The sequence below is a fragment of the Ferrigenium straubiae genome (genome assembly GCF_051257895.1).
GTDB classification, from domain to species: domain Bacteria; phylum Pseudomonadota; class Gammaproteobacteria; order Burkholderiales; family Gallionellaceae; genus Gallionella; species Gallionella straubiae.
Map to the genome: position 1 here is coordinate 1537781 of NZ_CP194331.1, position 15143 is coordinate 1552923.

General features: G+C 63.7%; 13 protein-coding genes. 3 read left to right on the plus strand and 10 right to left on the minus strand.

The genetic code is table 11. The features are described from left to right. Positions 1-103: 103 nt before the first annotated feature. The 10 genes from ftsW to aroC form a co-directional block, all read right to left on the minus strand. Entirely contained in the window at positions 104-1285 is a 1182-nt protein-coding gene (gene ftsW / locus ACRRNM_RS07355; RefSeq protein ID WP_435628653.1) for a putative lipid II flippase FtsW, read from the minus strand. Positions 1286-1299: 14 nt separating this feature from the next. Beyond that, a complete protein-coding gene (gene murD / locus ACRRNM_RS07360) occupies positions 1300-2691 on the minus strand; it encodes a UDP-N-acetylmuramoyl-L-alanine--D-glutamate ligase (protein WP_435627582.1) in 1392 nt (463 codons plus the stop codon). After that, positions 2688-3773 (minus strand): phospho-N-acetylmuramoyl-pentapeptide-transferase, encoded by a 1086-nt coding sequence (mraY, locus tag ACRRNM_RS07365; protein ID WP_435627583.1) that lies wholly within the window; start codon positions 3771-3773, stop codon positions 2688-2690. The genes murD and mraY overlap by 4 nt, the downstream gene beginning before the upstream one ends. Next, positions 3774-5237, minus strand: coding sequence for a UDP-N-acetylmuramoyl-tripeptide--D-alanyl-D-alanine ligase (locus ACRRNM_RS07370; protein WP_435627584.1), 1464 nt, complete (start codon positions 5235-5237; stop codon positions 3774-3776). After that, positions 5234-6742: a UDP-N-acetylmuramoyl-L-alanyl-D-glutamate--2,6-diaminopimelate ligase gene (locus ACRRNM_RS07375; protein ID WP_435627585.1), complete on the minus strand. Its 1509-nt coding sequence runs from the start codon at positions 6740-6742 to the stop codon at positions 5234-5236. Before ACRRNM_RS07375 ends, ACRRNM_RS07370 begins: the two co-directional genes overlap by 4 nt. Continuing rightward, positions 6742-8472, minus strand: coding sequence for a peptidoglycan D,D-transpeptidase FtsI family protein (locus ACRRNM_RS07380; protein WP_435627586.1), 1731 nt, complete (start codon positions 8470-8472; stop codon positions 6742-6744). Before ACRRNM_RS07380 ends, ACRRNM_RS07375 begins: the two co-directional genes overlap by 1 nt. Then, positions 8469-8783, minus strand: a complete 315-nt coding sequence (ftsL, locus tag ACRRNM_RS07385; RefSeq protein ID WP_435627587.1) for a cell division protein FtsL — start codon at positions 8781-8783, stop codon at positions 8469-8471. The genes ACRRNM_RS07380 and ftsL overlap by 4 nt, the downstream gene beginning before the upstream one ends. After that, positions 8773-9708 carry a 16S rRNA (cytosine(1402)-N(4))-methyltransferase RsmH gene (rsmH, locus tag ACRRNM_RS07390; protein ID WP_435627588.1) on the minus strand — a complete coding sequence of 312 codons (936 nt, stop codon included), beginning with the start codon at positions 9706-9708 and terminating at the stop codon, positions 8773-8775. Before rsmH ends, ftsL begins: the two co-directional genes overlap by 11 nt. Beyond that, on the minus strand, positions 9705-10151 hold the full coding sequence (mraZ, locus tag ACRRNM_RS07395) for a division/cell wall cluster transcriptional repressor MraZ (protein ID WP_435627589.1): 447 nt from the start codon (positions 10149-10151) through the stop codon (positions 9705-9707). The genes rsmH and mraZ overlap by 4 nt, the downstream gene beginning before the upstream one ends. 1208 nt (positions 10152-11359) lie before the next feature. Further along, positions 11360-12448, minus strand: coding sequence for a chorismate synthase (gene aroC, locus ACRRNM_RS07400; RefSeq protein ID WP_435627590.1), 1089 nt, complete (start codon positions 12446-12448; stop codon positions 11360-11362). A gap of 98 nt (positions 12449-12546) precedes the next feature. On the opposite strand from aroC, the gene ACRRNM_RS07405 reads away from it, so the two are divergent. From ACRRNM_RS07405 to ACRRNM_RS07415, 3 genes are all read left to right on the plus strand, one after another. Continuing rightward, positions 12547-12897 carry a hypothetical protein gene (locus ACRRNM_RS07405; RefSeq protein WP_435627591.1) on the plus strand — a complete coding sequence of 117 codons (351 nt, stop codon included), beginning with the start codon at positions 12547-12549 and terminating at the stop codon, positions 12895-12897. A 70-nt stretch (positions 12898-12967) separates the two neighbouring features. Then, positions 12968-13966: a zinc-dependent alcohol dehydrogenase family protein gene (locus ACRRNM_RS07410; protein ID WP_435627592.1), complete on the plus strand. Its 999-nt coding sequence runs from the start codon at positions 12968-12970 to the stop codon at positions 13964-13966. A 153-nt stretch (positions 13967-14119) separates the two neighbouring features. Continuing rightward, positions 14120-14965: a TatD family hydrolase gene (locus ACRRNM_RS07415; RefSeq protein ID WP_435627593.1), complete on the plus strand. Its 846-nt coding sequence runs from the start codon at positions 14120-14122 to the stop codon at positions 14963-14965. The last annotated feature ends 178 nt before the right edge of the window (positions 14966-15143 follow it).

Below are 15143 nucleotides of genomic sequence, written 5' to 3' on the forward strand. Positions count from 1 at the left end.
CCTCTAGCGACGCGCCTATTTTGGTTCCGGCCGCCCCGCTGGGGTTTAACTTGCTTGCACAAATTAGCCTTCACCGAAACAGAAGGGTTGTGAACTATCGCGCTCATACCGGAAGCCCCCGTGCAACCCTTCTGTTTTCGTAATCGACGCGCAACAGCACCGCCGCGGCGACGCAGTTCACCACGAGGCCGCTGCCGCCGAAGCTCAGGAAGGGAAGGGTCAGGCCCTTGGTCGGCAGCACGCCCATGTTCACGCCGATGTTGATCATCGCCTGCACGCCGAGCCACACACCGATGCCCTGCGCGACCAGCGCGGAGAAATTGCGTTCGAGGAAGGCGGCATGGCGGCCGATCTGGAAGGCGCGCACCACCAGCAGCGCGAACAGCGCAATGACCGCCGTGATTCCCGCCAGCCCCAGCTCCTCGGCGATCACCGCCATCAGGAAGTCGGTGTGCGCCTCCGGCAGATAGAAGAGCTTCTCCACGCTGCCGCCGAGCCCCACGCCGAACCACTCGCCACGCCCAAAGGCGATCAGCGCATGGCTGAGCTGGTAGCCCTTGCCGTAGGGATCGGACCACGGGTCCATGAAGCCGATGACGCGCTGCATGCGGTAGGGCGAGGAGAGGATCAGCGCGGCAAACGCGAGCGGCAGGGTCACGACCAGCCCGGCGAACACCTTGAGGCTGAAGCCGCCGAGCCACAGCGTGCCCAGTGCGATCGCGCAGATCACCACGAACGCGCCCATATCGGGTTCGAGCAGCAGCAGGCTGCCAATCAGCGCCATCACGGCGAACATCGGCACGAAGGCCTTGACGAAGGTGCCCTTCACCTTCGCCTTGCGCACGGTGTAGCTCGCGGCGTACAGCACGGCAAACAGCTTCATCAGTTCCGAAGGCTGCAGGTTGACGACGAACAGCGACAGCCAGCGGCGGCTGCCGTTGACTTCGCGCCCGATGCCTGGGATCAGCACCAGCACCAGCAGCGCCGCGCCGAACAGGAACAGCCAGGGCGCATAGTTCTGCCAGAGCTGCACCGGCACCTGGAACGCGATCAGCCCCGCGATCAGCCCCGCGGCGATGAACACGCCGTGCCGCAGCAGATAATAGGCCGGCTGGTAGCCGGTGAATTTGCCGGCCTCGGCGGTCGCGATCGAGGCGGAATACACCATCACCAGCCCGAGCGCGAGCAGCGCGATGAGCACCCAGACCAGCAGTTCGTCGTACTGCGCCTGCGGCGGACGGGTGCGAGTCTTGACCGCGTAGGGGCGGCGCGAGGCAGCCTGCATCTCTTTGGCCGATGTCAGCGCGACCATGCGGCCTCCTTGATCAGCTCATGCACCGCTTCGACGAATATCTCGGCGCGGTGCGCATAGTTGCGGAACATGTCGAAGCTCGCGCAGGCCGGCGAGAGCAGCACCGCGTCGCCCGATTGCGCGAGCCGCGCGGCCTGCCGCACCGCCTCATTCATGTTTGCGGCTTGCTGCAGCGGCACGCCGCAGCCTTCCAGCGCCGCCGCGATCAGCGGCGCATCGCGCCCGATCAGCACCACCGCGCGCGCATGCCGCATCACCGCCGGCCGGAGCGGCGCGAAGTTCTGGCCCTTGCCCTCGCCGCCCGCGATCAATACAACCTTCCTTCCCAAGCCTTCCAGCGCGGCGACCGTCGCGCCGACGTTGGTGCCCTTGGAGTCGTCGTAATAGAACACGCCGTCGATCTCGGCCACGCGCTCCACGCGGTGCGGCAGCCCGCGGAAACCGCGCAGCGCATCGAGCAGCGCCGGCATCGGCAAGCCGATCGCGCAGCACAGCGCGAGCGCGGCCAGAGCGTTGGCAACGTTGTGCAGCCCGGCGACCTGCAACTCGTCCGCCCTGAGCAACTGCTCATCACCCTGCATCAGCCAGATTTCGCCCTGCATTTTCTCAATGCCAAAGTCGTCTGCATTGGAGGGGGCATCCAGTCCGAAGGTCACGACCTCGCGGCCCGGCAGCGCCATACCCATGCTGCGCGGATCGTCGCGGTTCAGCACCTGCACGCCATGCCCGTAAAAAATGCGCGCCTTGGCCGCGGCGTATGCGTCGATGCCGGCATAGCGATCGAGGTGGTCTTCGCTGATGTTGAGCACCGTCGCCGTATCGACGTTCAGCGTCGCGGTCGTCTCGAGCTGGAAGCTCGACAGCTCCAGCACCCATATCTCCGGCTGGTTCGCGCCGCGCGCCATGACCACGTCCAGAACCGCCGGCGAAATGTTGCCCGCCGCGACCGCGTCCTTGCCCGCCGCCCTGCACAGGTGCTCCACCATGCTGGTCACGGTGGTCTTGCCGTTCGACCCTGTGATCGCGATCACCTTGGTCGTGAGCCGCAAGTCGTAATCCATGATCTGCTGCGCCAGAAGCTCGATGTCGCCTTCGACGGGAATTCCGCGCGCGCTGGCGCGCTGCACGAAAGGATCAGCCAGCGGCACGCCGGGGCTGATGGCGATCAGGTCGATACCGTCGAACAGGGTGTCGTCGAATGCGCCGCAGCGGACTTCCGCCTGCGGGCAGTCGCGCTGCAATACGTCCAGCCCCGGCGGGTGGGCGCGGCTGTCGGCGACGCGCACATGCGCGCCCTGCGCGTTCAGCCAGCGCGCGAGCGAAAGCCCGGTCTCACCGAGACCGAGCACCAGCACCAGTTTGTCTTTCAGTTGTGTCATCTCAGCTTCAGCGTCGCCAGACCGATCAGCACCAGCAGCATCGTGATGATCCAGAACCTCACCACGACCTGCGTCTCCTTCCAGCCCTTCAATTCATAGTGGTGATGCAGCGGCGCCATGCGGAACACGCGCTTGCCGGTGAGCTTGAACGAGGCGACCTGGATCATCACCGAGACCGCCTCGACCACGAACACGCCACCCATGATGAACAGCACCAGTTCCTGGCGCACGATCACCGCCACGACGCCAAGCGCCGCGCCGAGCGCCAGTGCGCCGACGTCGCCCATGAACACTTCGGCGGGATAGGCGTTGAACCACAGGAAGGCCAGCCCCGCGCCGGCAATCGCGCTGCAGAATACCGCCAGCTCACCCGCGCCCGGGATGTAGGGAATGCCGAGATATTTGGAGAACACCGCATTGCCCGCCACATAGGCGAAGATCGCGAGCGCGCCGCTCACCAGCACGGTGGGCATGATGGCCAGGCCGTCCAGCCCGTCGGTGAGGTTTACCGCGTTGCTGGTGCCGACGATGACGAGATAGGTCAGCACGATGAAGGCGAACGCCGAGAGCGGGAACACCAGCAGTTTCAGGAACGGCACGATGAGCTCGGTATGCGCGGGCAGGCTCGCGGTATTCCACAGATAGGCGCCGACCACCAGCGCGATGATGGACTGCCAGAACATCTTGGCTTTCGCCGACAGCCCCTTGGGGTTGCGATGGACAACTTTCCGGTAATCGTCCACCCAGCCGATCACGCCGAAACCCAGTGTGGTGAGCAGCACCACCCACACATAGTGGTTGTGCAGGTCGCCCCACAGCAGGGTGGTGATCGCGATCGAGGTGAGGATCAGCGCGCCGCCCATAGTCGGCGTGCCGGCCTTGACCAGGTGCGTCTGCGGCCCGTCGCTGCGCACCGACTGGCCGATCTTGTAGACGGTCAGCTTGCGTATCATCGCCGGCCCGACCATGAACGAGATGACCAGCGCGGTCATCGCCGCCAGCACGGCGCGCAGCGTGATGTAGTTGAACACGCTGAAGAACCTGATGTCCTGGGCGAGCCATTGTGCGAGTGTGAGCAGCATCTACCGTATCTCCTCATTGCCTGAAGGCAGGGGCGATGCACAGCTCCCCTTTTCCCTCTTTCCTTCTCCCTGCCCCTTCGAGCCTTCCGCCTTCGCCTCGCCGGTGCAGAATTGCACCACGCGCTCCATCTTCATGAAGCGCGACCCTTTCACCAGCACGGTGACATCCTCGTCCAACTCGTCTTCCAGCGCCTTGTGCAAATCCTCGATGCGCTCGAAATGCTCCGCGCCGCAACCGAAGGCGCGCACCGCGTGGACGCTCAACTCGCCCAGCGCAAGGAATTTCTCGATCCCGGCGCTGCGCGCCTCGGTGCCGACCCCGGCATGCAGCATGGCGGCGTCCCCGCCCAGCTCGCCCATGTCGCCCATCACGAACACGCGTTTGCCCCTGGCCTCTGCGAGCACGCCGATCGCAGCGCGCATCGAGGCGGGGTTGGCGTTGTAGGTGTCGTCGATCAGGGTGGCGCCGTGCCGCGCGTTCTTGCGCTGCAGGCGTCCGGTCACGCCGCCGAACTTTTCCAGTCCCGCGGCGATGACCTCCAGCGGCACGTTGAGCGCGATCGCGGCGGCGGTTGCGGCAAGCGCGTTGCGCGCGTTGTGCGCGCCGGGCACCTGCAAATCGGCGCTGAAGTCTCCCGATGGAGTGTGAGCATCCAGGTGCAAGCCCGTGCCGCGCGACTGCCATTGCCCGCCCACGTCGGCCTGCTTCTCGATGCCGAACTCGAGCAGTTGATGCGAGCCGGCGAGCGTGCGCCACAGCGGTGCATGCTCGTCGTCGGCATTGATCACCGCGGTGCCGCGCGGCTTGAGCCCGGCAAGGATTTCACCCTTGGCCTGCGCCACCGCCTCCACCGTACCCAGCCCCGCGAGATGCGCGCCGCTGGCATTGGTGATCAGCGCGATATCGGGTGAGGCGATATGCGTCAGGTAATCGATCTCGCCGGGATGGTTCATGCCCATCTCGATCACGGCATAGCGGTGCTGCGCGGTCAGTTGCAGCAGGGTCAGCGGCATGCCGATGTCGTTGTTGAGATTGCCCCGGGTGGCGAGCACCGCGTTGTCGCTGCCCGCCGCTTCGCGCAAAACGCTTGCGAGCATTTCCTTCACCGTAGTCTTGCCGTTGCTGCCGGTGACCGCCGCCAGCGGAATTTCGAACTGCCTGCGCCAGTGCGCGGCCAATTGGCCCAGCGCGAGGCGGGTATCCTCCACGATCAGGATTCGGGATTCAGGATTCAGGAGCGGGGGGTGCGCTTCGTAACTGTCGGCGTTGACCATCACCGCAACGGCGCCGGACTGCAGGGCGGTCGCGGCAAACTCGTAGCCGTCGAAGTGCTCGCCGCGCAACGCAATGAACAAATCACCCGGCTGCATCTTGCGCGAGTCGCTGGACACGGCAAAAAAGCGCGCATCCTCCCCGATCATGCGCGCACCGAGCGCCTGTGAGGCCTGCGAGAGCAGCATCATGGTATCGCCCTCCATCTTTCCAGCGCGTCCGCGGCGACCGCCACATCGCTGAACGGATGCTTCACGCCGGCAATTTCCTGGTAGTCCTCATGCCCCTTGCCCGCGATCAGCACGGTGTCGCGTTGCCGCGCCATTCCGACGGCACGTGCTATGGCCGCGGCGCGCTCGACGACGGCCTCGTGCTTGCCCATGTCCATGCCGCCGAGGATTTCGTCGATGATGCGCTGCGGATCCTCGCTGCGCGGGTTGTCGCTGGTGACGATGCAATGGTCGGCAAACTTCTCGGCGACCCGCCCCATCATGGCGCGCTTGCCGCGGTCGCGGTCGCCGCCGCAGCCGAACACGCAGATCAGCTTTCCGCCCGAGGACGCGCCTACCTCGCGCAGCGTCAGCAGCACCTTTTCCAGCGCATCCGGCGTGTGTGCGTAGTCCACGATGACCGTCGGCTGCCCTCCACCACCGACCCGCTGCATGCGCCCGGCCACCGCCTGCACCCTGCCCAAGGACTGCACTGCCTGGTCCAGTTCGATGCCGCTCGCCAGCAGCACCGCAAGCACCCCGAGCAGATTCGCCGCGTTGAAGCGGCCGACCAGCCTGCTGTTTATTTGCGCCCCGCCCCAGCTAGTATGCACATCGAGCCGCAGGCCCTGTCCGCTCATCTCGGCAAGGTTGCCGTACACCATGCGCAGTCCATGGCGCTCGGCCAGTTGCAGGGCGGCATCGCTCATGCCGTAGCCGATCACCTCCGCGCTGCCGTCGCGCAATTGCTCGGCCAGTTCCGCGCCGAAGGCATCGTCGAGATTCAGCACCGCATATTTCAGTTGTTCCCAGTCGAATAGCTTGTGCTTGCTCGCCGCGTAGCTTTCCATGTCGCCGTGATAATCGAGATGGTCGCGGCTCAGATTAGTCAGCAGCGCCACGTCGAAACGTGCGCCGTTCACCCGCCCCTGCGCCAGCGCGTGCGAGGACACCTCCATCGCCACGGCCTGCGCATCGGCGCGCAAATAATCCGCGAGCAGGCCATGCACGCGGATCGCATCCGGCGTGGTGTTGGCACTGGGTTGCAAACTTTCGACGAAGCCGTTGCCGAGCGTGCCGATCAGCGCGCATTTCTTCCCGACATCGTTCAGCGCATGCGCGATCCAGTGGCTGGTGGAGGTCTTGCCGTTGGTGCCGGTCACCCCGACCAGCCACAGCTTTTCGGAAGGCGCGCCATACACCGCGTCCGCGAGCCATCCCGCCTTGTGCCGCAGGTCGCTCACCGCGAGGTTGGGAATCTGCCAGGCGTCGTTCCAGGCGAAATGCTGCGCCTCCCCCCCGGATAAAAGCTTTTCATAAATTACCGCATTCGCGCCCTGTGCGATCGCCTGCGCGATGAACTGCCGGCCATCCGCCTTCTCGCCCGGATATGCGACGAAGGTATCGCCCGGCCGCACCGCGCGGCTGTCGGTCACGAGGCGCGTGATTTTTACGTTCAGCTCTCTTAACCGATCAAAGGGAAACATCAGACTTCCTCCCTGACGACGTCCGCCGGCGGCGCGATCACGTTGTCGAGCGGCGCATCGTTCGGCACGTTGAGCGCATGCAGCGCAGCGCCCGTCACCTTGCTGAACACCGGCGCGGCAACCAGCCCGCCGTAATACTGGCCGTTGTCCGGCTCGTCGATCATCACCGCCACGACGAGGCGTGGGTTCGAGGCCGGCGCGAAGCCGACGAAGGAGGCGACATAGCGGTCGATGTAGCGACCGCCTTCCAGCTTGTGCGCGGTGCCGGTCTTGCCCGCGACGCGGTAGCCGACCACCTGCGCCAGCGGCGCCGTGCCGCCGGGCTGCACCACCAGCTCCAGCATGCCGCGCAGCGTGCGCGCGGTGGCGTCGGAAAACACTTTTTTCCCGGTTGCGGGCGCATCCAGTTTGAGCAGCGATATGGGCTTGAGTTCGCCGTCGCTGGCGAACACGGTATAGGCGCGCGCGAGTTGCAGCAGGTTCACCGACATGCCGTGCCCATAGGACATGGTGGCCTGCTCGATGGGGCGCCAGGTTTTCGCGTCGCGCAACCTGCCCGATGCCTCGCCGGGGAAATTGCTGCCGGTCTGCGCGCCAAAGCCGCTGTCCGATAGGCTCTGCCACAGCGTCGCGGACTCCATCGACAGGGCGATCTTCGCCGAGCCGATGTTGCTCGACTTCTGGATGATCTGCGCCACGGTCAGCATCGATTCCGGATGCGTGTCGTGTATCTTCTTGTTGCCCACGGTCAGCACGCCGCGCTCGGTGCTGATGACCGTTTCCGGTTTCACCTTGCCCTGTTCGATCGCGGTCGCGACGGTGAACGGCTTCATCGTCGAGCCCGGCTCGAACAGGTCGGCGATGGCGCGGTTGCGCATCGCCTGGCTGCCGACCTTGCTGCGGTTGTTGGGGTTGTAGGCGGGATAGTTGGCGAGCGCGAGCACCTCGCCGCTCTTCGCATCGAGCACCACCACCGCGCCGGCCCTGGCCTTGTGCTGTTTCACCGCATCGGCCAGCTCGCGGTAGGCGAGGTGCTGCACCTTGCTGTCCAGGCTCAGCGCGATGTCGCTGCCCGGCTTGGGCGCGCGCAGGCTGCCCGCGTCCTCGACGATATGCCCGCGCCTGTCCTTGATGACGCGCTGGCTGCCGGACTTGCCGGCCAGCCGCTCCTGCAGCGCCAGTTCCAGCCCTTCCTGCCCGTTATCGTCCAGCCCGGTGAAGCCCAGCGTCTGCGCGGCCTCTTCCCCCGCGGGGTAGTAGCGGCGGTATTCGCGCTGCAATGAAATACCGGGAAGATTGAGGCTCACCACCTTGCCGGCCTGATCGGGAGGCAGGTGGCGCTTGAGATAGACGAAATCGCGCGAGGTGTCGGACAGACGGTTTTTCACTTCTTCGACGTTCATGCCGAGCGCCTGCGCGAGCTGTTTGATCTGCCGGCCGTCGGCTTCGACATCCGCCGGGCTGGCCCAGGCCGATTCCACCGGCGTGCTCACGGCCAGCGGCTCGCCGTTGCGGTCGGTAATCATGCCGCGATGCGCGACGACTTCGATCACGCGGCTGTAGCGGGCGTTGCCTTTCTCCTGCAGGAAGTCGTCGTGCATGACCTGCAGGTACACCCCGCGGCCGAACAGCCCGGCCAATCCGGCGAGCAGCACCACGAATAACGCGGTGGCGCGCCATCCGGGCAGTTCTGCCGTGATGTCTTGATGTGCGCTGGCCGCATAATTCATGGTTGTTGGTTTGCTCTGCCGTCAGGCTCTACCCGTATAAATTGAACTTGCCCGTTTGCGGGCAACTGCATCTGCAGCTGTCGCGCCGCGATCTTCTCCACCCGCGCCGGCGTGGCCCAGGTGCTCTGCTCCAGTTGCAACTGTCCCCACTCAACGTCCATCTGCTGCGCAAGCTCCTTCTGCTTCTGCAGCTCGACATACAGCTTGCGCGCGCGGTGCTGCGAAGTGACCACGCTCAGCGCGCAGACCACCACCGCCGCGAGCAGCAGCGCATTCAGTGCGCCCCCCTGCATCACATCGCTACGCCACATCGCTGCGCTCCGCCACGCGCATCACCGCGCTGCGCGAGCGCGGGTTGGCCTTCACTTCCGCCTCAGCCGCGCGCACGGCCTTGCCGACCAGACGCATCCGCCCCTGCGGCACTTCGCTCGCGCGGATCGGCACATCGCGCGGCAGCTTGTCGCCCTCCGCCATGTCGCGCATGAAGCGCTTCACGATGCGATCCTCCAGCGAATGGAAACTGATCACCGCGAGCCGCCCCCCGGCCTTGAGGTGCGTCACACATTCCGGGAGCACCCTCTCAAGCTCTTCGAGTTCCCCGTTGAGATAAATCCGTATAGCCTGAAAGGTGCGCGTTGCCGGGTTCTGCCCGGCTTCGCGGGTACGTACCGCTTTGCCAACCAGCTCGACGAGCTGCCGCGTGGTGTGGATGGGCTGGACTGCGCGCGCCGCAACAACCGCCCTTGCAATCTGCTTAGCAAACCGTTCTTCGCCGTAATCACGTATCACCTCCGTCAGCAAACCTTCATCCGCCGTCGCCAGCCACTCGGCCGCGGTCATCCCGCTGCTGGTGTCCATGCGCATGTCCAGCGGCGCATCGAAGCGGAAACTGAAACCGCGCTCCGCCTCGTCCAGTTGCGGCGACGACACCCCGAGATCCAGCAGTATGCCGTCCACCTTCGCCACACCCTCTTCGCGCAGCACTTCCGCGAGCTGCGCGAAACCGCGATGCACCATCCGGAAGCGCGCATCGCGCCATGCCTTGCCAACCGCCACCGCCGCCGGATCCTTGTCCAGCGCGATCAGCCTGCCTTCACTGCCCAACCGTTCGAGTATCCGCGCGCTATGCCCGCCGCGCCCGAACGTTCCGTCCACATAGATGCCGTCCGGCCTGATCGCGAGTGCCTCGACAGCTTCATTCAGTAATACTGTGGTGTGGGCTAAGCCCTCACTCACAACGAGAAGCCCTCCAGCTCAGGCGGCAGCTCGCCTTCCATGAACGACAGCGCGGCTTCCTGCTGCGCCTGCCACTTCGCCTCGTCCCACAATTCGAATTTGTTGCCCTGGCCGACCAGCATCACGCGCTTGTCGAGCGCCGCGTAGCCGCGCAGGGTCGGAGAGATCAGCACGCGCCCCGCGCCGTCCATCTCCACCTCCTCGGCATAACCGATCAGGCGGCGCTGCAGCGCGCGGATTTTCGGGTTGAGCGCGGAGAGCTTGAGCAGCTTGTCGCGGATCGGTTGCCAGTCGGGCTGCGGATAAACCAGCAGGCAGCCGTCGGCATCGGCAGTCAGCACCAGCTTGCCCGCGCAATGCGCAAGCAGCATATCGCGATGCCGCGCCGGAATCGCGAGCCTGCCCTTGCTGTCCAGATTAAGTTGCGCCGCTCCCTGAAACATCCCTTAGCTCCACTTTTACCCACTTTTTACCACTTAGGCCCACTATATTTAAAAAAATCCAGCGAGTCAAGCCGAAAAACAGGTTTTTTCTTTATGGGACAAGGAGTTAGCGAGGGAAGTTAATGCAAAACAAATACCCTTAAAAAGCAAGGTATTGCGCAAATAAGCTAAAGTTGTTTGTGATGAAAAGGTAGGGGGATTGGGTATTCGGGAGGGGCAGGACTACATCAACAAGATCGCGTCCCACGCGACCACTCAATGGTTGGCGGGCAGTTTGCCCGCCAACCATTGACCGCTTTGTTTTCCATCCCCTGAGCGCCGCCGAGTAGCGCAAGCCGGTCAGGGGTAGTCCGACGAATATGTTTGAGCACGTGGCCGCGCAGCGGATCGTGCGAGTTTATGAGGAGGCCTGACCGGCTGAGCAACGGAGGGAACCGCGCAGCGGCGGCAAACCGGGGTCGCCTTTTCTTGGGTTACTTTCTTTTGGCGACGCAAAAGAAAGTGACTAGCTGCCGGGCTACCCCCGGCGGTTTTGATTGGTGGGTATCGCTACGCTCAACCCATCCTATACTTATTGATGCCTTAAATATTTTATGCAAGTCATATCGTTTCGATGCTGGCATATCGATGCTTGAATTCAGAGGGGCTCACTTGGTATTCCCGGAACAATGCTAGGGCTCGTGGCGATTTGACAGTAAGTGGATTTGTCGTAAGTTGGATCGCACCGGATCGCCCTGGCTTTATTCCACCCGCAATATTGATGGCCGCCTCATATGAAAGATCAAATATTACATAAGGAGAAGTCGGGTCCGCATAGAATGCCGAAAATCTCGGATCAGCATCACCGATAAGGAGTAGACGGTGGTACTGTTTTCTACCAAGCTCGCCGAATATTTTTGTCCACACCCACCTCCGTATCGGGCGACCTGCAATCGTACTCAAGAGTGATGAGTATTTAACTTCAAAGCAAAGCTCACTTTCTGATAATTCGAGATCATGCCCAGCACCTCGCTTGGAACGACGGGCAGAAACAAGTCTTGCAATCAAAGATTCCCCTCTTAATCCCTTTGCAATCGTAGGGTGGCCACGAAGGAACTCTAATTCATCCCGAAGGCGCGCATTCTCTTCTTCAAGCTCTCGTATGAGAGCAAACGCTCCTCGTACATTTCGTGGCCCTTGGGTAGATGAATGACGCGCCATAAGAAAATTTATCGAATCTTCGGCATCCCGCAAACCACATCCCCACACTGCCCCCGCTGCCTCAACGCATGATCCATCAACACCAACGCCACCATCGCCTCCGCAATCGGCGTCGCCCGCAGCCCCACGCAGGGATCATGCCGCCCTTCGGTGGAAACCTTCACGGCCTTGCCGCCTTTATCGATGGAGCCGCGCTCGATGCGGATGCTCGAAGTCGGCTTCACCGCATAGTGCGCGACGATGTCCTGCCCGGTGGAGATGCCACCGAGAATGCCACCCGCATTGTTCGACAGGAATCCATTCGGTGTGAGTTCGTCGCCGTGCTCGCTGCCCTTCTGCGCCACGCAGGCGAAGCCCGCGCCGATCTCGACGCCCTTGACCGCGTTGATGCCCATGAGCGCGTAGGCGATCTCGGCATCGAGCCGGTCGAACACCGGCTCGCCGAGCCCGACCGGGACATTGTGCGCAACGACCGCGAGCTTCGCGCCGATGGAGTCGCCGGACTTGCGCAGCGCGTCCATGTAGTCTTCGAGCGACTGCACGGCTTCGGCGTTGGGCGCGAAGAACGGGTTGTGGTCCACGTCGTCCCAACTCCTGAACGGAACGGCGATCTCGCCGAGCTGAGCGAGGTAGCCGCGCACGGTGACGCCGTATTTTTCCTTGAGCCATTTCTTCGCGATCGCGCCCGCCGCGACGCGCCCCGCGGTTTCGCGCGCCGAGGCGCGCCCGCCGCCGCGGTAGTCACGGATGCCGTATTTTTGCCAGTAGGTGTAGTCGGCGTGGCCGGGGCGGAAGGTCTCGGCGATGCTGCCGTAGTCCTTGCTGCGCTGGTCCTCGTTGCGGATCAGCAGCGCGATCGGCGTGCCGGTGGTCCTGCCCTCGAACACGCCGGAGAGGATTTCCACGGTGTCGGATTCGCGGCGCTGCGTGACATGGCGCGAGGTGCCGGGCTTGCGCCGGTCGAGGTCGGGCTGGATGTCTGCTTCGCTCAGGGCCATGCCCGGCGGGCAGCCATCGACGATGCAGCCGATCGCCGCGCCGTGCGATTCGCCGAACGAAGTCACCGTGAACAAGGTGCCGAAGGTGTTTCCAGACATAACCAGCCTCATCGAAAGGATGCGCAAATAAGGCGCTCAGTTTAACATAGCGTCCCGCGCGGACACGCCACCCACTAACCATTACCGAAACCACGACCATGCAGAAATTGACAGCGGAACAAATCGAACTCGGCCTCACGAATGCGGATGTCGCCGTACGCAAGGAATTCGCCGAGCGCAAGGATTACACGCCGAGCGCGGCGCAGATCGAGCGCGGCCTCACCGACGAGAGCCCCGAAGTCCGGGCGCGCTTCGCCGACCGCAAAGACTATATCCCGACGCCCGAGCAGATCGAGCGCGGTCTGACCGACCCGGCGGACAGCGTGCGCTACACCTTCGCCGAGCGTGAGGACTACACGCCGACTCCCGTACAGATGGAGCGCGGCATGAAGGACCCGCACCGCTTCGTCAGGATGCTGTTCGCGCAGCGCATGGATGGTATGCATTAAAACTTCAACCACGAAGAGCACGAAGAACGCGAAGAAAAGCATCAAGCCATATTTCAAAAATATGCCCACGATGAAAGCCATCCTGATGACCGCCGCCGGCAATGCCGATGTGCTGCAACTGCGCGAGATCGCCAAACCCGAACTTCCCTCGCCGCACCACCTGCGCGTGAAGCTCGCCGCCGCCGGGGTGAATCCCATCGACACCAAGCTGCGCGCCAATCCCGTCTATTATCCCGACAAGCTGCCCGCAATCCTTGGCTGCGACGGTGCGGGCATCGTCGAGGAAGTGGGCAGCGCGGTGACGCGCTTCAAGATCGGAGATGCGGTGTATTTCTGCAACGGCGGGCTGGGCGACGAGCCGGGCTGCTATGCCGAATACACCACGCTGCACGAGGAATACTGCGCGACGAAGCCCGCCAACCTATCACTTGAGGACAGCGCCGCGCTGCCGCTGGTGCTCATCACTGCATGGGAGTCGCTCGTCGAGCGCGCCAATCTCAAGGCCGGGCAAACCGTGCTGATCCACGCCGCCGCCGGAGGCGTGGGGCATGTTGCCGTACAGCTTGCGCACCACCTCGGCGCGAACATCGCCGCGACGGTCGGCGACGAAAAAAAAGCCGGGCTCGCGCACGGCCTCGGCGCGGAAAAAATCATCGAGTACCGCGAGCAGGACTTCGTGCAGGAGACGCTGGACTGGACAAATGGCCGGGGCACGGATGTGGTATTCGACACGGTGGGCGGCGAGACTTTCCTGCGCTCGCTCGATGCCGTACGCATCGGCGGCAAACTGGTCACCCTGCTCTCCACCCCGCTGTCACTCGCCGATGCGCAGAAAGCAAGGCTGCGCAACCTGTCGCTGTGCTACGACCTGATGCTCACCCCGCAGGTGATGAACCTGCACGAGGAACGCGTGCGCCAGCGCAAAATCCTCGAGGAGGCGGCGAAGCTCGTCGAGGCAGGCAGGCTCGGCGTGCTGGTGTCGCACAGGCTGCCGCTGGAGCAAGCGGCGACGGCGCATCGCATGATCGAGGCGGGCGGCATGACCGGCAAGATCGTGCTGACGATGTAATGGCAAAAAACACCCTCTCCTCCGCCCCCTCTCCCGTACCCGCAAGGGGCATCCCCACTAGGGTCCCGCTGCTACGCAGCGACCGTGGCGAGACAAGCAGGAGAGGGGAATTATTCCCTCTCCCAATTTTGGGAGAGGGTTAGGGAGAGGGCGATGCAATTCATTGACACACATTGCCACCTCGACGCGGCCGAATTCAACAACACGCAGGCCGCGCTGGTGGAAGCCGCGCAGGCTGTGGAAGTGGCGCGCATGGTCATTCCTGCGGTTGCGCGCAGCAACTTCGAGGCGGTGCACGGCCTGTGCGAGCGCTTTCCCGCCTGCGCGCCCGCCTACGGCATCCACCCGATGTACGTAGATGAGGCGCAGCCGCAAGACCTCAACGCGTTGCGCGACTATCTGGCGCAACCCGGTACCGTCGCGGTCGGCGAGATCGGTCTGGATTTCTTCATCGAGCCGCACGACCGCGTGCGGCAGGAATACTTCTTCGCCGAGCAATTGAAACTGGCGCGCGAGTTCGATTTGCCGGTGCTGCTGCATATCCGCCGTGCGCAGGATGTGATCCTGAAGCACCTGCGCCAAGCCAGGGTGCGCGGCGGTATTGTCCATGCCTTCAGCGGCAGCCGCCAGCAGGCGGATGAGTTCATCAGGCTCGGCTTCAGGCTCGGCTTCGGCGGCGCGATGACCCATGTACGCGCCACGCGCCTGCGCGAACTCGCTGCAACCCTGCCGCCGCAGAGCATCGTGCTGGAGACCGACGCGCCGGACATCCCGCCCGCCTTCCTGCATAGCCCTCTCCTCAATCCTCTCCCGCAAGCGGGAGAGGAGGCGGACGAATTGCTGCGCAAAGCCAAAATCACCGAGCCGAACAAGCCGGAGTACCTGCCGCGCATCGCCGAAACGCTCGCGGAGCTGCGCGGCCTGCCGCTGGAGGAGATCGCGCGCATCACCACGGAGAACGCGCTGACAGTTCTCCCCAGACTCGGATCGCTTGAATAAAAATGCACTCCACCACGAAGCACACGAAGGCCACGAAGAATTTTCATCCCGGAAAACGCAGGTGGGAAATTATTAACCCTTCGACACGCCCGCTACGCGTGCTGCTCAGGGCGAACGGACTGCTCACCAAGCCGGCGAGCCCACAAAAAGCCCTGCGTTCTTCTTCGTGGTCTTCGTG